This window comes from Pseudomonas sp. (assembly GCF_030690725.1).
GTDB lineage: Bacteria > Pseudomonadota > Gammaproteobacteria > Pseudomonadales > Pseudomonadaceae > Aquipseudomonas.
Genome location: NZ_JAUYGD010000050.1, coordinates 14272 through 30538 on the forward strand (window position 1 = coordinate 14272; position 16267 = coordinate 30538).

General features: G+C 63.9%; 14 protein-coding genes, 1 tRNA gene and 1 pseudogene. 13 read left to right on the plus strand and 3 right to left on the minus strand.

The genetic code is table 11. The features are described 5' to 3' along the window. Positions 1–8: 8 nt before the first annotated feature. Genes phnL through phnP form a run of 4 tightly spaced genes read left to right on the plus strand, consistent with a single transcriptional unit; the run spans position 9 to position 3244 of the window. A complete protein-coding gene (gene phnL / locus Q8O69_RS12095) occupies positions 9–734 on the plus strand; it encodes a phosphonate C-P lyase system protein PhnL (protein WP_305592431.1) in 726 nt (241 codons plus the stop codon). Beyond that, a complete protein-coding gene (locus Q8O69_RS12100) occupies positions 724–1869 on the plus strand; it encodes an alpha-D-ribose 1-methylphosphonate 5-triphosphate diphosphatase (protein WP_305592433.1) in 1146 nt (381 codons plus the stop codon). The genes phnL and Q8O69_RS12100 overlap by 11 nt, the downstream gene beginning before the upstream one ends. Further along, positions 1869–2489 carry a phosphonate metabolism protein/1,5-bisphosphokinase (PRPP-forming) PhnN gene (phnN, locus tag Q8O69_RS12105; RefSeq protein ID WP_305592435.1) on the plus strand — a complete coding sequence of 207 codons (621 nt, stop codon included), beginning with the start codon at positions 1869–1871 and terminating at the stop codon, positions 2487–2489. Before Q8O69_RS12100 ends, phnN begins: the two co-directional genes overlap by 1 nt. Then, entirely contained in the window at positions 2480–3244 is a 765-nt protein-coding gene (gene phnP, locus Q8O69_RS12110) for a phosphonate metabolism protein PhnP (RefSeq protein ID WP_305592437.1), read from the plus strand. Before phnN ends, phnP begins: the two co-directional genes overlap by 10 nt. A 113-nt stretch (positions 3245–3357) precedes the next feature. Here the strand turns inward: phnP and Q8O69_RS12115 are convergent, their stop codons facing one another. Next, positions 3358–3825, minus strand: a complete 468-nt coding sequence (locus Q8O69_RS12115) for an Lrp/AsnC family transcriptional regulator (protein WP_305592438.1) — start codon at positions 3823–3825, stop codon at positions 3358–3360. Between the two features lie 200 nt (positions 3826–4025). On the opposite strand from Q8O69_RS12115, the gene Q8O69_RS12120 reads away from it, so the two are divergent. From Q8O69_RS12120 to Q8O69_RS12130, 3 genes are all read left to right on the plus strand, one after another. Beyond that, positions 4026–7493 carry an indolepyruvate ferredoxin oxidoreductase family protein gene (locus tag Q8O69_RS12120; RefSeq protein WP_305592440.1) on the plus strand — a complete coding sequence of 1156 codons (3468 nt, stop codon included), beginning with the start codon at positions 4026–4028 and terminating at the stop codon, positions 7491–7493. Between the two features lie 152 nt (positions 7494–7645). Next, positions 7646–8704 carry a Glu/Leu/Phe/Val dehydrogenase dimerization domain-containing protein gene (locus Q8O69_RS12125; RefSeq protein ID WP_305592442.1) on the plus strand — a complete coding sequence of 353 codons (1059 nt, stop codon included), beginning with the start codon at positions 7646–7648 and terminating at the stop codon, positions 8702–8704. Positions 8705–8841: 137 nt separating this feature from the next. Beyond that, positions 8842–10239: a sodium-dependent transporter gene (locus tag Q8O69_RS12130; RefSeq protein WP_305592444.1), complete on the plus strand. Its 1398-nt coding sequence runs from the start codon at positions 8842–8844 to the stop codon at positions 10237–10239. A 44-nt stretch (positions 10240–10283) separates the two neighbouring features. Here the strand turns inward: Q8O69_RS12130 and Q8O69_RS12135 are convergent, their stop codons facing one another. After that, the gene (locus Q8O69_RS12135; protein WP_305592446.1) at positions 10284–10763 is read right to left on the minus strand and encodes a GNAT family N-acetyltransferase; all 480 of its coding nucleotides are present in this window, start codon (positions 10761–10763) and stop codon (positions 10284–10286) included. A 129-nt stretch (positions 10764–10892) separates the two neighbouring features. Here Q8O69_RS12135 and Q8O69_RS12140 point away from each other — a divergent pair. Together Q8O69_RS12140 and Q8O69_RS12145 are read left to right on the plus strand one after the other, a co-directional pair. Next, positions 10893–10967 (plus strand) — tRNA-Arg (locus tag Q8O69_RS12140). A gap of 245 nt (positions 10968–11212) precedes the next feature. After that, positions 11213–11866: a YceH family protein gene (locus Q8O69_RS12145; protein WP_305592448.1), complete on the plus strand. Its 654-nt coding sequence runs from the start codon at positions 11213–11215 to the stop codon at positions 11864–11866. Between the two features lie 100 nt (positions 11867–11966). On the opposite strand, the gene Q8O69_RS12150 is transcribed toward Q8O69_RS12145, so the two are convergent. Continuing rightward, entirely contained in the window at positions 11967–12206 is a 240-nt protein-coding gene (locus Q8O69_RS12150) for a hypothetical protein (protein ID WP_305592450.1), read from the minus strand. A gap of 244 nt (positions 12207–12450) precedes the next feature. Between Q8O69_RS12150 and Q8O69_RS12155 the strand changes: the two are divergent. From Q8O69_RS12155 to Q8O69_RS12170, 4 genes and pseudogenes are all read left to right on the plus strand, one after another. Then, positions 12451–12757, plus strand: a pseudogene (locus Q8O69_RS12155) (glutamine synthetase); the annotation flags it as partial. 476 nt (positions 12758–13233) lie between these two features. Next, positions 13234–14583, plus strand: a complete 1350-nt coding sequence (locus Q8O69_RS12160; protein WP_305592452.1) for an MFS transporter — start codon at positions 13234–13236, stop codon at positions 14581–14583. Beyond that, positions 14583–15272: a TIGR04283 family arsenosugar biosynthesis glycosyltransferase gene (locus Q8O69_RS12165; RefSeq protein ID WP_305592456.1), complete on the plus strand. Its 690-nt coding sequence runs from the start codon at positions 14583–14585 to the stop codon at positions 15270–15272. The genes Q8O69_RS12160 and Q8O69_RS12165 overlap by 1 nt, the downstream gene beginning before the upstream one ends. Next, positions 15269–15886, plus strand: coding sequence for a TIGR04282 family arsenosugar biosynthesis glycosyltransferase (locus Q8O69_RS12170; protein ID WP_305592454.1), 618 nt, complete (start codon positions 15269–15271; stop codon positions 15884–15886). The genes Q8O69_RS12165 and Q8O69_RS12170 overlap by 4 nt, the downstream gene beginning before the upstream one ends. Positions 15887–16267 lie beyond the last annotated feature (381 nt).

A 16267-nucleotide genomic window follows, 5' to 3' on the forward strand; every position in this document is an offset into this window, starting at 1 on the left:
GGTCAATCATGAATACGCTTATCGAGGTCTCTGGCCTCAGCAAGACCTTCACCCTGCATCAGCAGCACGGTGTGGTGCTGAAGGTATTGAGCGGGCTGCATTTCAGCGTGCGTGCCGGCGAGTGCCTGGTGCTGCATGGCCAATCCGGGGCGGGCAAGTCGACCTTGCTGCGCACCCTGTACGGCAACTACCTGGCGGCCGGCGGCAGCATTCGCGTGTTGCACAACGCTGAATGGGTCGAGCTGGTCGGTGCCGAGCCGCGCCAGGTGCTGGCGGTGCGCCGGCAGACCCTGGGTTATGTCAGTCAGTTTCTACGGGTGATTCCACGGGTAGCCAGCCTGGATGTGGTGATGGAACCGGCCCTGGCCCGTGGCTGGAGCAAGGCTGATGCTGAGGTACGGGCGAAAAGCCTGCTGAGCCGCCTGAATATCCCTCAGGCCCTGTGGCAACTGGCCCCCGGCACCTTCTCCGGTGGCGAGCAGCAGCGGGTGAATATCGCCCGCGGCTTTATGGTCGCCTGGCCACTGATGCTGCTGGATGAACCTACTGCTTCGCTGGACGACGCCAACCGCCAGGTGGTGCTGGAGCTGATCGATGAAGCCAAGGCAGCAGGCAGTGCGCTGATCGGCATTTTCCACGACCGCGCCGTCCGCGAGGCGGTGGCCGACCGTTACCTTGATATGAGCCAGGACATGAGCGCTGCGGCGCAACAGGAGTACATCTATGCCGGTTGAACAGATTCTTAGCAACGCGCGGATCGTCACCGCCGAGCAGGCGTTTGTCGGCACCCTGGTGTTGCAGGGCGGCCTGATTGCCCGGGTGGAAGAGGGCGTCAGCGGCTTGCCCCAGGCGCAGAACCTGGGCGGTGATTACCTGCTGCCCGGCCTGGTCGAGCTGCACACCGACAACCTGGAAAAATATATGAGCCCACGGCCGGGAGTGGATTGGCCATCGGCCTCGGCAGTGCTGACCCATGATGCGCAAATCGCCTCGGCCGGCATCACCACGGTGTTCGATGCCCTGGCGATTGGCGACGTCAATCCGCGCGGCAAGCGCATGCAGCAGCTGCCGGCCATGCTTGAGGCGATTGCCGAGGCCGCAGCGGCCGGGCACCTGCGCGCCGATCACCGCCTGCACTTGCGCTGCGAGGTCTGCCACCCGGATACCCTGGCGGTGTTCCGCGATCTGGTGGAGCATCCGCTGGTGCAGCTGGTGTCAGTGATGGACCACTCGCCGGGCCAGCGCCAGTTCGCCAAAGAAGACAAATACCGCGAGTACTACATGGGCAAGTACCACCTCAGCGAGGCGCAGATGGATGCCTTTATCGAGGAACAGGTGGCCAACTCGCGGCAGTACAGCGACCGCCAGCGCCGCAGCATAGCCGCCGACTGCCGGGGTCGTGGTATTTCCGTGGCCAGCCACGACGACGCGACCCTGGCCCATGTGCAGGAGTCGGCGGGCTTGGGCATGGCCATCGCCGAGTTCCCCACCACCCTGGAGGCGGCCAAGGCCAGCCACGAACTGGGCCTGAAGGTGCTGATGGGGGCGCCGAATATCGTTCGCGGCGGCTCGCACTCGGGCAATATTGCCGCTGCCGAGTTGGCCCGGCATGGCGTGCTGGATATCCTCTCCAGCGACTATTATCCAGCCAGCCTGCTGCAGGCCGCTTTGCTGCTGGCCGGGCAGGATAACGGCTATGATCTGCCGCGAGCGATTGCCTGCGTCAGCCGCGTGCCGGCACGGGCGGCGGGGCTGAATGATCGCGGCGAAATCCGCGCCGGCCTGCGTGCCGACCTGGTGCAGGCGCAGGTGTATTCGGGCCAGGCGGTGATCCAGCAGGTCTGGCGACAAGCGAAAAGGGTGTTTTGATGAGCGGCCGGTTGATCTATCTGATGGGGCCTTCGGGCTCGGGCAAGGACAGCCTGTTGAATGCCGCGCGTGCGCGCCTGGCCGAACACGGTTGCGTGATCGTCCGACGGGTGATTACCCGCTCGGCCGAAGCGTCGGGCGAGGATGCCATCGGCGTTTCGCCTGCCGAGTTCGAGCGGCAGGAAGCCGCCGGCGCCTTTGCCCTGAGCTGGCGCGCCAACGGCCTGGCCTATGGCATCTCACGGCAGATCGATGACTGGCTGGCGGCGGGGCAGGATGTGCTGGTCAATGGCTCGCGCGGGCATCTGGCCCAGGCGCGCCAGCGTTATCCCAAGCTGCTGGCGATCCTCCTGCAGGTGGATGAAGCGGCCCTGCGCCAGCGCCTGCAGGCGCGCGGCCGGGAAAGCGCCGAGCAGATCGAGGCGCGCCTGGCGCGCAGCCGCAGCTTTATTGTGGGAGGCGCTTCAGCGGCGACAGTCGCGGCTGGAGCGGAGCGCCGCCCGGCCCCTGCCACGGCAGCGCCAGCGGAGAGCACCATTGTTCTGAACAACTCCGGCCCTCTGGAACAAACCGTCTCCCAGTTGCTGCACCTGCTCAGCGATGCGAACGCATGCGCCTGACCCTGCTCGGCAGCGGCGATGCCCGCCAGGTGCCGGTCTACAACTGCAGCTGCCCGGCCTGCGACAGCGCGCGGGTTTATCCAGCACGGCGTCGCGGCCCCTGTTGCGCCCTGATCGAATGCGGCCAGCAGCGCTGGCTGATCGACTCCGGCCTGACTGACCTGACCGAGCGCTTTGCTCCCCATAGCCTGAGCGGCATCCTGCAGACCCATTACCACGCCGATCACGCCCAGGGCCTGCTGCACCTGCGTTGGGGGCAAGGGCTGATTATTCCGGTGCATGGCCCGGATGATCCGGAAGGCCTGGCGGACCTGTACAAACATCCCGGCATTCTTGATTTCAGCCAGCCATTTACCGCCTTCGAGCGGCGGCAGCTGGGTGAGTTGAGCGTTACGGCGCTGCCGCTGAATCATTCCAAACCGACCTTTGGCTATCTGTTGGAGGGCTCAGCGGCAAATGGAGAGCGTCGGTGTATCGCCTACCTCACCGATACCCTCGGCGTGCCGGACGCCAGTGCCGAGGTGCTGCGCCAACAGCCGCTGGATCTGCTGGTGCTGGACTGCTCCACCGCGCCGCAACCCATCGCCCCGCGCAACCACAACGACCTGACCCGCGCACTGGAGGTGGTCGAGCGCTTGCAGCCGAAGCAGAGCGTGCTGACCCATATCGGCCATAGCTTCGACGCCTGGCTGCTGGAACACCCCGATGCTCTGCCGGCGGGGGTTAGCCTGGCCTTCGACGGGCAAGTGTTATGAACACTGCGTGCCTGTGTGGAACGGGCCGGGCGGCGCTCCGCTTTAGCCGCGATAGGCAGTGAATTTTAAGAGCTTTCGCGGCTAAAGCCCCTCCCACGATATCCGGGGCCTTCTCAATCCAGCGGCAATTCGGTGGTGCGTTTGACCTCGCTCATGGCGATATTGGAGTGCGCCTCCTGCACATGGGGGCGCTGCAGCAGGTGATCGCGCAGGAAGCGCTCGTAGTCGGCGATGTCCTTGGCCACCACCTTGAGCAGGTAGTCCGAGCCGCCGGCCATGGTGTAGCACTCCAGCACTTGCGGATAGCCGACCACCGCCTGCTCGAATTCCTCCAGGTTCTTGCGCCCGTGGGCCGACAGCTTGATGTCGACGAACACGGTCATGCCCAGGCCCAGCAACTTGGGGTTGAGCAGGGCGACCTTGCGCTCGATCAGGCCTTCTTCCTGCATGCGGTGAATCCGCCGCCAGCAGGGCGATTGTGACAGTTCGACCTTCTCCGCGATCTCGGCGGCAGAGAGATCGGCGTTGTGCTGCAGCAGGCGCAAAATCTTGCGATCGAGAGGGTTGAGTTTTTCCAGCATGATTTATTCCGAGTTTTTGTAATTGTTGGAAGGTTCATGCGCAGTATTGGCTTTCTGGCCCGAAATTAGAAAGAAAATCTCCGTACCGCTCAGTCATATTCTTAGCCAGTCGTTTAGCCCGGTGATCCCGGGCGAAACAGAACATGGCTGGCATGCACCGTTGCCAGTCAGCTCGTCATAAGAATAAAAGGAGCGCCCCAATGTCTCTGGCCGAGATCCGCCTGGATGACAAGTACCGTCTTGCCACTGGTCACCTCTACCTCACCGGCACCCAGGCGCTGACCCGCCTGCCGATGCTGCAAAAGCAGCGCGACGCCGCCCACGGGCTGAATACCGCCTGCTTTATCTCGGGCTACCGCGGCTCGCCGCTGGGAAACCTGGACAAGAGCCTGTGGGAAGCCAAGGGTTTCCTCCAGGAAAACGCCATCCACTTCCAGCCCGGGGTCAACGAAGAGTTGGCCGCCACCTCGGTGTGGGGCAGCCAGCAGACCAACCTGTTCCCCGGCGCGCGCTACGACGGCGTGTTTGCCATGTGGTACGGCAAGGGGCCGGGCGTGGACCGCTGCGGCGACGTGTTCAAACACGGCAACTCGGCCGGCGTCTCCGAGCATGGCGGCGTGCTGCTGCTGGCCGGCGACGACCATGGTTGCAAGTCATCGAGCATCGCCAACCAGAGCGAACACGCCTTTATCGCCGCCTCGATCCCGGTGCTGAATCCGGCCAACGTCCAGGAAATCCTCGACTACGGCATCATCGGCTGGGAACTGTCGCGCTACAGCGGTTGCTGGGTGGCGCTCAAGACCATCGCCGAGAACGTCGATTCCTCGGCGGTGGTCGATGTCGATCCGCTGCGTATCGAAGTGAAGATTCCCGAGGACTTCGAGCTGCCGCAGGACGGCGTGTATATCCGCTGGCCGGATCCGCCCCTGGCCCAGGAGGCGCGCCTCAATACCTACAAGATCTACGCCGCCCGCGCCTTCGCCCGCGCCAACAAGCTCAACCGGGTGATGCTCGATTCGCCCAATCCGCGCCTGGGCATTGTCACCACCGGCAAGTCCTACCTGGACGTGCGCCAGGCCCTGGAAGACCTAGGCCTGGACGAAGCGCTGTGCGCCCAGGTCGGCCTGCGCGTGCTCAAGATCGGCATGAGCTGGCCGCTGGAGCCGGTCTCGGTGCACGAATTCGCCGAGGGCCTGGACGAGATCCTGGTGATCGAGGAGAAGCGCAGCATCATCGAGGACCAACTGACCGGCCAGCTGTACAACTGGCCGGTGGGCAAGCGTCCGCGGGTGGTCGGCGAGTTCGACGAGAGCGGCGTCTCGCTGCTGCCGAACCTGTCCGAGCTGACCCCGGCGATGATCGCCCGCGCCATCGCCAAGCGCCTGGCGCCGATCTACAACAGCGCCAGCATCGACGAACGCCTGGCTTTTCTCGCCGCCAAGGAAGCGTCCCTGGCTGCGCCCAAGCACAGCACGGTGCGCACCCCGCATTTCTGCTCCGGTTGCCCGCACAACACCTCGACCAAACTGCCGGAAGGCAGCCGTGCCCAGGGCGGTATCGGTTGCCACTACATGACCCAGTGGATGGACCGCAACACCGACACCTTCACCCAGATGGGCGGCGAGGGCGCGACCTGGATCGGCCAGGCGCCGTTCACCGACACCGCGCACATCTTCCAGAACCTCGGCGACGGCACCTACTTCCATTCCGGCCAGCTGGCCCTGCGCGCGGCCGTGGCGGCCGGGGTCAACATCACCTACAAAATCCTCTACAACGACGCGGTGGCCATGACCGGCGGCCAGCCGATCGACGGCGAATTGCGCGTCGATCAGCTCAGCCAGCAGGTGTTCGCCGAGGGCGTCAAGCGCATCGCCCTGGTCAGCGACGAGCCGGACAAGTACCCGAGCCGCGCCGGTTTCGCGCCCATCGTGACCTTCCATCACCGCAACGATTTGGACGCGGTGCAACGCGAGCTGCGCGAGTTCAAGGGCACCTCGGTAATCATCTACGACCAGACCTGCGCCACCGAGAAGCGCCGCCGGCGCAAGCGCGGCAAACTGGTCGATCCGGCCAAGCGTGCCTTCATCAACCCGGCGGTGTGCGAGGGTTGTGGCGATTGCAGCGTCAAGTCCAACTGCCTGTCGGTGCTGCCGCTGGAAACCGAGCTGGGGCGCAAGCGCGAGATCGACCAGAACTCCTGCAACAAGGATTTCAGCTGCGTCGAGGGCTTCTGCCCGAGCTTCGTCACCGTGCATGGCGGCAGCCTGCGCAAGCCGGAAGCGGTGGGCCTGAGTGCGCTGTTCATCGCCTTGCCGGAGCCGCGCCAGCCGTCGCTGGAACGGCCCTGGAATATCCTCCTGCCGGGTGTCGGTGGCAGCGGCGTGACCACGGTCGGCGCGCTGCTGGGTATGGCCGCGCACCTCGAGGGCAAGGGCTGCAGCGTGCTCGATCAGGCCGGCCTGGCGCAGAAGTTCGGCCCGGTGGTCACCCATATCCGCGTCGCCGCCAAGCAGGACGATATCTTTGCCGTGCGCATCGCCGCCGGCGAGACCGACCTGCTGCTCGGTTGCGACCTGGTGGTGGCGGCCAGCGAAGACGCCCTGGCCAAGCTCAACGACAAGATCGCCCACGCGGTGATCAACAGCCATGAAGCGGCCACCGCCGAATTCACCCGCAACCCCGATGCCCAGGTGCCGGGCGCGGCCATGCGCGAGGCGCTGATCGAGGCAGTCGGCGCGGGCAAGACCCACTTCGTCGACGCCACCCGCCTGGCCACGCGCCTGCTCGGTGACAGCATCGCCAGCAACCTGTTCATGCTCGGCTTTGCCTACCAGAAAGGCCTGGTACCGGTTTCGGCCGAGGCCATCGCCAAGGCCATCGAGCTCAACGGTGTGGCGGTGCAGCTCAACCAGCAGGCGTTCCTCTGGGGCCGCCGCGCGGCGCACGATGTCGCCGCGGTGGAAAAGCTGGCCAGCCCCAAGGTGATCGAGGCGCCGCGTTGCGAGAGCCTGGACGAGATCGTCCAGTTCCGCGTCGATTTCCTCAGCGCCTACCAGAACGCCGCCTATGCCGAACGCTACCGCGCGTTGGTGCAGCGCGTGCGCCTGGCCGACCAGGGCGCCGATCAGGCCCTGAGCCGGGCGGTGGCGCGCAACTACGCCAAGCTGCTGGCCTACAAGGACGAGTACGAGGTGGCCCGGCTGTACAGCGACGGTCGCTTTATCCAGCAGCTAGAGGCGCAGTTCCAGGGCGACTACCGCCTGCAGTTCCACCTGGCGCCGTCCTGGCTGGCCAAGCCCGACCCGGTCAGCGGTCAGCCGCGCAAGCGCCAGTTCGGCCCCTGGATGCTCAAGGCCTTCGGCCTGTTGGCCAAGTTCAAGGCCCTCCGAGGCACGCCGCTCGACCCGTTCGGCTACAGCGCCGAACGCAAGTTGGAGCTGCAGCTGATCGAGGACTACGAGCGCAGCGTCGATTACCTGCTCAAGCAGCTAAATGCCGACAACTACCGCAGCGCCGTGGCGCTGGCCGAACTGCCGGAGCAGATCCGCGGTTATGGCCACGTCAAGGAGCAGAGCCTGGTCAAGGTGCGCGAGCAGGAGCGCCAACTCAAGGCGCGCCTGCTGGTCAGCGAGATCCAGGTGGTGCAGTTGTTCGAACCGGCGGCCTGACAACCCATCCCCTGTAGGAGTCAGGGGGACGCCTAGTCCTTGCTGGCGATCATTGGCGCCCAGTGGATGTGCGGATCGCCAGCGAGCTGGCTCCTACAGGTCGATGCAAAGCCCCCAATCTCCCAACAACAAGAACCTCCCAAGGAATCCCCATGTCCGTGTTTTCCCATATCGAATTCGATCACCACGAACAGGTGGTCTACGGCCACGATCAGGCCAGCGGCCTGAAGGCGATCATCGCCATCCATAACCGCAACCTCGGCCCGGCCCTCGGCGGTTGCCGCATGTGGCCCTACGCCAGCGACGAGGAAGCGCTGCGCGACGTGCTGCGCCTGTCGCGTGGCATGAGCTACAAGTCGGCGCTGGCCCGGCTGCCGCTCGGCGGCGGCAAGGCGGTGATCATCGGCAACCCGCACACCGGCAAGAGCGAGGCGTTGTTCCAGGCCATGGGCGATTTCGTCGACAGCCTGGGCGGGCGCTACATCACCGCCGCCGACTCCGGTACCGGGGTGGCGGAAATGCAGATCATGGCCGAGCGCACCCGCCATGTCGCCGGCGCCGGTCAGCGCGAGGCCTTTGGCGGTGGCATGCGCAATGGCGATCCGTCGCCGTCCACCGCCTACGGGGTGTTTATCGGCCTGCAGGCGGCGGTCAAGCATCGCCTCGGTCGTGACGACCTCAGGGGTCTGCGGGTGGCGATCCAGGGCGTCGGCCAGGTCGGTTTCGGCCTGGCGCGGCAGCTCAAGGAGGCCGGCGCCGAGTTGTGGGTGACCGACATAGTCGAGGCCAACGTGCGCCGCGCGGTGGAGCAACTGGGCGCCACGGCCGTCGCCCAGAACGACATCTACGGCCTCGATGTGGATGTGTTCGCCCCTTGCGCCATGGGCGCCATCATCAATCCGCAGACCCTCGAGGCCCTGCGCGCGCCGGTTATCGCCGGGGCGGCCAACAACCAGCTGGCTGCCGCCGAACTGGCCGAGGAGCTGCGCCGGCGTGGCTGCCTGTATGCCCCGGATTACGCGATCAATGCCGGCGGCATCATTGATGTCTGCTACGAGCGCAGCGGTGGCAGCAGCGCCGAACTCAAGGCGCATATCGAGGGCATCGGCGCCACCCTGGCGGAGATTTTCCAGCGTGCCGAGGGTGAGGGCGCCACTACCACCGCCATCGCCGACCGCCTGGCCGAGGAGCGCCTGCACGCCGGCCGCTGACCCCGCAGGGCGTGCCGTGCGCACCAGCAGCCGGTCGAACGGATGGCTGCGGCGGGCTACGCCGCCCTACGCAAGAGACCGGTAATGGCACGAACAAGACTTTGCGTATTTCCACAACAACAAGAGGGCAAGTCCCAATGAGTCAAGACAGCATCGCCGTCGGCAGTATGGCCGGCGCCTCCAGCAACTCCGGCCGTGGCCTGTGGTCATCGCGCTGGGCATTCTTCCTCGCCGCCACCGGCTCGGCAGTGGGCCTGGGCAATATCTGGAAATTCCCCTACATCACCGGTGAGAACGGTGGTGGCGCCTTCGTTCTGGTCTACCTGGCGTGCATCCTGGTGATCGGCATTCCGCTGCTGATGACCGAGGTGATGATCGGCCGGCGTGGTCGGGCCAACCCCGAGGGGGCCATGGCGGCGCTGGCCAAGCAGGTCGGAGCCGGTCGCCATTGGCGCCTGTTCGGCAGTATGGCGATTCTCACCGGCTTTCTGATTCTCAGCTTCTACGCGGTGATTGCCGGTTGGGCGCTGGCCTATACGCCAGCGGCCATCATGGGGAGTTTTGCTGGACTGAATGGCGAGAGCAGCGGGGCGTTGTTCGGCGCGCTGCTCGGCGATCCCTGGAAGCTCGTCGGCTTCGGCACAGTGGTGCTGCTGTTGACCCTGGGCATCGTCGCCCTGGGCGTGCGCGAGGGCCTGGAGCGTTCGCTGCGCTTCATGATGCCAGGGCTGTTCGTGCTGCTGCTGGGGCTGGTGGGCTATGCCGCTACCACCGGGCACTTCCTCGAGGCCGTGCATTTTCTGTTCGATGCCGACTTCAGCAAGCTCAGCGGCCAGAGCGTGCTGGTGGCTCTGGGGCATGCCTTCTTCACCCTCAGCCTGGCGACGGGCGCGATGATGGCCTACGGCTCCTACCTGCCGGCCGGCACCTCGATTGCCAAGACCGCGATCATGGTCGCCCTGGCTGATACTGCAGTGGCGCTGTTGGCCGGTCTGGCGATTTTTCCGCTGGTGTTCGCCAACGGCCTGGAACCGGGCGCCGGTCCCGGGCTGATCTTCGTTACCCTGCCGATCGCCTTCGGGCAGATGCCGTTCGGTCAGCTGGTCGGCGGATTGTTCTTCATCATGCTGGCCATCGCCGCGCTGACCTCGGCGATTTCCCTGCTGGAGCCGACCGTGGCCTGGCTCGGCGAGAAGTTCGCCATTGGCCGGATCAAGGCGGTGGTGTTGAGCGGCATCGTCCTGTGGCTGCTGAGCCTGGGCACGGCGTTATCGTTCAACGTCTGGAGCGATTTCACCCTGTTTGGCAAAACCTTCTTCGATAGCCTCGACTACCTCACCACCAGTCTGCTGATGCCGCTCGGCGGCCTGGGTACGGTGGTGTTCGGTGGCTGGGTGCTGAGTCGTACAGTTGTGCAGGAGGCGCTGGGCATCGGCCATCCACACCTGTTCACGCTGTGGTGGCAGGTGCTGCGCTGGGTCACGCCGCTGGGTATTGTGCTGGTCTTTTTGCACACCCTCGGGCTGTTCGGCTAAGGGCCGATACAGGCAGGAGGCGTGTTGCGGCGCGCCTTCGTCATTCAGTCGAGGCGCAGCGCCAGGCTGATGCCATGGGGCTTGAAACCAAGGGTCGCATAGAAACGGTGCGCGTCTTCGCGGCGCTGGTTGCTCGACAGCGCCAGCTTGTAGCAGCCCAGGGCGCGGGCGCGTTCGCCGGCCTTGCCGATCAAGGCCTGGCCGATACCCAGACCGCGGGCGTCGGCATCCACCACCACATCCTCGAGAATTGCCGAGCGGGCGAAGTTGTGCGCCAGGTGGTCGATCAGGTTGAGCGTGCAGGTGCCGAGCAGTTTGCCGTCGCGCTCGGCCACCAGTACCACGCGGTTCAGCGCGGGCTCGTTCAGGTGCAAGGCCAGCAGTTTTGGGTCGGGGCGCGCTTCGTCCGGCGCCAGTTGCTGCAATAACGCGCTCAGCGCCTGGGCGTCGCCGGGGCAGGCGGGTCGCAGGGTGAAGTCGGCAAATGGGGAATCCGGTACATCCCTGGATGCTGATTGGGTCATGGCGATCTCCTCGGTGGTTTGGAGTATGGCCGCGGGTTGATGGCGGTGACATGACAAATCTGCCGAGGCTGGTTAACATGCGGCCCGGTCGGCAGGATTGCCGAGCAGAGTTACAAGCAGAGTTACCCAGTCCCCTTAGTTCAAGGGATAGAACAAGCCCCTCCTAAGGGCTAGATGCTGGTTCGATTCCAGCAGGGGACGCCATATGAAAAAGGCTTGCGCATGGCGTAAGCCTTTTGTGTTTCAGTCTGCCAATAACCTGGCACCCTCCAGGGGCGCGCTATGCGTGTTGTAACCCGTGGCTATCCAGGACGCGGGTTACCGGACTGCCGCAAGCGGGTTTCTACGAAGGGCTGCGGTCTGCATATACCGCTTGTCTGGTGCTAATCATGTCAAGCCGGCGCCAGTCGAGCTAGTCTATCGGCACGTTCGAGCCATAGAGAATTGTCATGACCAGCGAAACCACAATACCGCCCATCGATGTGCCGCTGACGAGCGCCGAAGCGCGAGTGCTGGGCTGCCTGATCGAGAAGCAGGCGACCACCCCGGAAGTCTATCCGCTGACCCTGAATGCTCTGGTGCTGGCCTGCAACCAGAAAACCAGTCGCGAACCCTTGATGAATCTCACGGCCGGGCAGGTCGGTCAGGGTTTGCGCAGTCTCGAGGGGCGGGGCCTGAGCCGCCTGGTGATGGGCAGTCGCGCCGATCGCTGGGAGCATCGCGCAGACAAGGCGCTGGAGCTGGTGACGGCCCAGGTCGTGTTGATCGGCCTGCTGCTGTTGCGCGGACCGCAAACGGTCAACGAGTTGCTGACGCGCAGCAGCCGCATGTATGCGTTCGAGGATGCCGAGCAGCTGCAGCACAATCTGGAGCGCTTGATCACCCGTGGATTGCTCTGCCAGTTGCCGCGCCAGGTCGGGCAGCGCGAGGATCGTTATATGCACCTGCTGGGCGATCCGCTCGACCTCCAGGCCATCATGGAAGCCCGCGTGAGCCACGTCGAGCGTCCGGGCGGCAGCGCATACGATGAGAGTCGCCTGGATGCACTGGAAGCCCGGGTGGCCGAACTGGAAGAACGCCTGGCGCGCCTGGGCCTGGATTAGGGCAGTCGGGGAGAGTAGAAACAGCAAAGGCGCCGGATAGGGCGCCTTTTTGTTTTTGCATGGACGGGTTGCGGTGGTCGGCCCGTTCAGCGGGTGGATATCAGCCTATGCGGTTGACGCCAGTGCGATCGGCGCCATCTTCGGCAAGACGGTTGACGCCGGTACGATCGGCGCCATCTTCGGCGATGCGCTTGATGCCGGTGCGATCGGCACCGTCGGCGGCGAGGGTGCTGTCGGCATTAACGCCTCCGGACTGGGGTTGCGGAGCGCTTTGTGGCAGGGCAAAGGCGCTAACGGACAAGCTGGCCAGGATCAGGCTGGCAAGAATTTTCTTTTTCATCTTCAGGCTCCTCGTGGGGGCGGTAAGTGGCTACGGAGCCCATATTACTGATGAAAAATAGATGAAGAAGTGCAGCTCAGGCATGGTAATAATCGATGCCATCGATAGTAGTCCTTGAGCCTTTTATTTCGGCTGTTTCAGGGGATTTAACAGGTTGTTTCGTGGGGTTTTTTGTGCTGTTATTTTACGATTTATAATATCTAAATATTAGATGTTTATATCTGCAGATCGCTTTCGAGTAACAAATCCTTGCTGGTCGGATGGCAATCGCGCCGCGGGTCTGCGTATTCCGGCCAGCGCGCCGCTGGCGCGGCGAGTGGAAAACCGCTTACCGGGCGCCGATGCAGAGTGAATTCGAAGTGCCGGATAAATTGACGCTAGCCTGTACCCTGCATGCCGTTATCGAGCGTCTGAAAAACAGTCGATTGGCAGTAGAACTGTTCGGCAAGGAATTCGTCGAAGGCTACATCGCCAGCAAGACCCTGGAAATGAGCAGTTACTTCGACGAGATCACCCCCTGGGAACGCCGGGTTCTGGCTGTACAGGCATGAACGCTCGTCTACTGCGACCGTCTTCATGAAGTGCCGCAGTGGGCACCGACCAATTACTTCGAGCGATCCGCGACCCGTAGGGTGTCACTCGCCGCAGGCAGTGCACCATGATTCATCGGTGCGGCACCAAGTTGGCAGGTTGTCGCTGCGTGCCGAACGGAACGCCGCCCGAGCCGCCACGCTCCGAGTGGAACGCGGCATGCCGCTGCATCTTGCCGCGAAGGCCTGGAGAGTCTGGCAACGGCGTTCGATATTTGCACCACCTCTGACTGCTGCCGGGTTGTCGGGCTGCGCGCCCCGCTCCAGCCTGCTGCAGTTCCGATTGATACGGGCCAGGTGCATGCTTGCCTGCATCGCGCTTGGCCTTTGCTGCTGTGCTCTATGCTTCATTTATTTATTCATTTGTTGCGGCTATCGTGGCCGCGCCGTTCGTATGGAGCGGTTCAGTCGTCAATCAAGGAGTTATTCGCAGAGTCATGCGCCTTATTCTGAAGTCTTTCCGTTCACTGTATTTCGCCACCCTGCTGATGTTTCTGGGGTCGGGTTTGTTGAGTACCTACCTGGCGCTGCGTCTGGCTGACACTGTGGATGGGCTGTGGGTGGGCGCCCTGATGGCTGCCAACTATATCGGCCTGGTGCTGGGTGGCAAACTGGGGCATCGGTTGATCGGCCGAGTCGGGCATATTCGCGCTTATGTGGCCTGTGCCGGGGTGGTGACCGCGGCGGTGCTCGGTCATGGCCTGAGCGACTGGCTATCGGTCTGGCTGGTGTTGCGTCTGGTGGTAGGCGTGGCCTCGATGTGTCAGTACATGGTGATCGAGAGCTGGCTCAACGAGCAGGCGGAAACCAGTCAGCGCGGTCAGGTGTTCTCCGGTTATATGGCCGCCTCCTACCTGGGGTTGATCCTCGGTCAGTTGGCGTTGGTAACGTATCCGGCCCTTGGCCTTGAGTTGCTGATGCTGGTGGCATTGTCTTTTGCCTTGTGCCTGGTGCCGGTGGCCTTGACTCACCGGCTGCACCCGGCACCCATGCATCCGGCGCCGCTGGAATTGCGCTTCTTCATTAAACGGGTGCCGTTGTCGCTGATGACCATTGCCGTGGCCGGTCTGCTGATCGGTGCTTTCTACGGTTTGGCGCCGCTGTATGCGGCACGTATGGGTTTGTCGACCGAGCAGGTAGGTTTGTTCATGGGCAGCTGTATCATCGCCGGCCTGGTGGTGCAGTGGCCGCTCGGCTGGTTGTCGGATCGTTACGACCGGGCCAAGTTGATCCGTGGTTGTGCGGCGTTGTTGATCCTGGCGGCGCTGCCTCTGGCGTTGATGCCCCAGGCGAATTTGTGGGTAGTGCTCGGCGTCGGTTTCATCGTCGGCTTGTTGCAGTTCAGTCTCTATCCGCTGGCCGTGGCCTTCGCCAATGACCACGTCGAGGGCGAGCGGCGGGTATCGCTGACGGCGATGCTGTTGGTCACCTTCGGCATCGGCGCCAGTATTGGCTCGCTGCTGGCTGGTGTGCTGATGCGCTTCCTGGGCGCCAACATGCTCTATGTCTTCTTCTGCGCTTCGGCCTTGATCCTGGTCTGGCGGGTGCGTCCGGCCAACATCACCCACCTGCACCAGGTCGATGATGCCCCACTGCACCATATCCCGATGCCGAGCAACATGAGCAGTTCACCCTTGGTTGCCGCTCTCGACCCGCGGGTCGACGAACAGGTGGTGCAGGATCAGATGCTCGATGGCAATCCGCCGGAGATGAGCGACGATGACCCGGTTGACCCGGTTGACCCGGTTGATCCGGTTGATCCGGGCGAGCAGGGCCCGCGCCCGTGATGCCGTCGCTCAGCGTGATCATCCCGGTGCGTAATGAGGCGGCCGCCCTGCCGCTGCTGCTGGCGGACCTGGCGCCGTTGCGTGCCGCCGGCGCGGAGCTCATCGTCGTGGATGGCGGCAGCAGCGATGCCACTCGTGCGCTGGCTGCTGCGCAGGTCGACCAATTGCTCGAGGCGCCGGCCGGGCGCGCACGGCAAATGAATGCCGGTGCCGCTGTCGCGCATGGGGATTACCTGTGGTTCGTGCACGCCGACACCCGGGTCAGTGCCGCGTCCATCGAGCGTTTGCGCGCGGTGTTGACGGAACGGCCAATCTGGGGGCGTTTCGATGTGCGTTTGTCGGGCAGTGGTCTGGCTCTACGTTTGATCGGTACGATGATCAATATGCGCTCGCGCTTGACCGGTGTGGCGACGGGCGACCAGGGGATCTTCATCGTCCGTGAGTCGTTCGGGGCGCTGGGTGGTTTCGCGGACATCCCCTTGATGGAAGACATCGAGCTGAGTAGGCGCCTGAAAAAACGGGTGCGACCGCGTTGCATGCGTCCTCCGCTGACAACTTCCAGCAGGCGCTGGGAGCAAGAGGGCATTTGGCGTACTGTGTTGTTCATGTGGCGTCTGCGGCTGGCCTACTATTGTGGCGCCAGCCCGGAGCAGTTGGCGCGGCAGTATCACCGAGGGCCACCGCTATGAAACTGTCTATCTCTTTGCACATGCTGGCGCGTGCACCTGTGCCTGGGCAGGTGAAGACCCGGCTGATTCCTGTTCTGGGTGAAGAGGGGGCGTGCGACCTGCAGCGGTCATTGCTCGAGCGGGCCTTGCAGCTTCCGGAGCATGGCTTCACGCAACGTTTTTTGTGGCTGGACGACAGTCCGGATGCGCAGTTGCAGGCACTCGCCGATCAGTTGGGCTGGACGCTGGTCGAGCAGCCCGCCGGCGACTTGGGTGAACGCATGCGACGCATAGCGACCCTGGGGCTGGCGGGAAGCGACGCCGTGGTGTTGATCGGCAACGATTGCCCGGCGCTGGACGGCGAATACCTCAGTGGTGCTTGCGAGGCATTGCACGGCCAGCCTGTTGTGCTGGGGCCGGCCGAGGATGGTGGTTATGTCCTGCTCGGCTTGCGCTGCGTCGACCCCATGCTGTTTCACGACATGCCCTGGGGGACCGGCCAGGTCTTGAGCAAGACTTGCGAGCGCCTGCAAGAGCTGAATTGGCAGCATCGGCTATTGCCGGTGTTGTGGGATGTCGACCGCCCGGAAGACCTGCCGCGCCTGGCGGCCCTGGGCATCCGGGTCGACGTCTGAGCGATCTCCCGCGACCAGTTGGTCGCATCCAGTGGGGCAAGGCTCCGACGCAAGCGTCGAGATCTCCAGTGTGGTGGCGCGGCCGTTCCGGGAGAGCCTGCGCCATTCGCGGCCAAGGCCCCTCCCACAAGAGCACCACCGCACTTGTAGGAGGGGTCTTGGCCGCGAACCGTAGACAGGGCGATATCTTTCCATTGGCACAACCGGGTATACCCTTTGGCGCCGTTATCCTGCGTTGTCAGACCGTAGGATGGGTTAGGCGCCCACAAATTGACCTGCTGCCAGCAGAATAACCGCGCCGTAACCCATCATGGATTTCAGCCACTACAATCGGATACAGGTATAAAACGCTCGATGGGTATCGCTGCGCTCAACGCCATC

Bases quoted from the DNA above. Each gene is read 5' to 3' on its own strand.
- phnL (WP_305592431.1), top strand. From the start codon at position 9: ATGAATACGCTTATCGAGGTCTCTGGCCTCAGCAAGACCTTCACCCTG.
- Q8O69_RS12100 (WP_305592433.1), top strand. From the start codon at position 724: ATGCCGGTTGAACAGATTCTTAGCAACGCGCGGATCGTCACCGCCGAG.
- phnN (WP_305592435.1), top strand. From the start codon at position 1,869: ATGAGCGGCCGGTTGATCTATCTGATGGGGCCTTCGGGCTCGGGCAAG.
- phnP (WP_305592437.1), top strand. From the start codon at position 2,480: ATGCGCCTGACCCTGCTCGGCAGCGGCGATGCCCGCCAGGTGCCGGTC.
- Q8O69_RS12115 (WP_305592438.1), bottom strand. From the start codon at position 3,825: ATGCTGGAAAAACTCAACCCTCTCGATCGCAAGATTTTGCGCCTGCTG.
- Q8O69_RS12120 (WP_305592440.1), top strand. From the start codon at position 4,026: ATGTCTCTGGCCGAGATCCGCCTGGATGACAAGTACCGTCTTGCCACT.
- Q8O69_RS12125 (WP_305592442.1), top strand. From the start codon at position 7,646: ATGTCCGTGTTTTCCCATATCGAATTCGATCACCACGAACAGGTGGTC.
- Q8O69_RS12130 (WP_305592444.1), top strand. From the start codon at position 8,842: ATGAGTCAAGACAGCATCGCCGTCGGCAGTATGGCCGGCGCCTCCAGC.
- Q8O69_RS12135 (WP_305592446.1), bottom strand. From the start codon at position 10,763: ATGACCCAATCAGCATCCAGGGATGTACCGGATTCCCCATTTGCCGAC.
- Q8O69_RS12145 (WP_305592448.1), top strand. From the start codon at position 11,213: ATGACCAGCGAAACCACAATACCGCCCATCGATGTGCCGCTGACGAGC.
- Q8O69_RS12150 (WP_305592450.1), bottom strand. From the start codon at position 12,206: ATGAAAAAGAAAATTCTTGCCAGCCTGATCCTGGCCAGCTTGTCCGTT.
- Q8O69_RS12160 (WP_305592452.1), top strand. From the start codon at position 13,234: ATGCGCCTTATTCTGAAGTCTTTCCGTTCACTGTATTTCGCCACCCTG.
- Q8O69_RS12165 (WP_305592456.1), top strand. From the start codon at position 14,583: ATGCCGTCGCTCAGCGTGATCATCCCGGTGCGTAATGAGGCGGCCGCC.
- Q8O69_RS12170 (WP_305592454.1), top strand. From the start codon at position 15,269: ATGAAACTGTCTATCTCTTTGCACATGCTGGCGCGTGCACCTGTGCCT.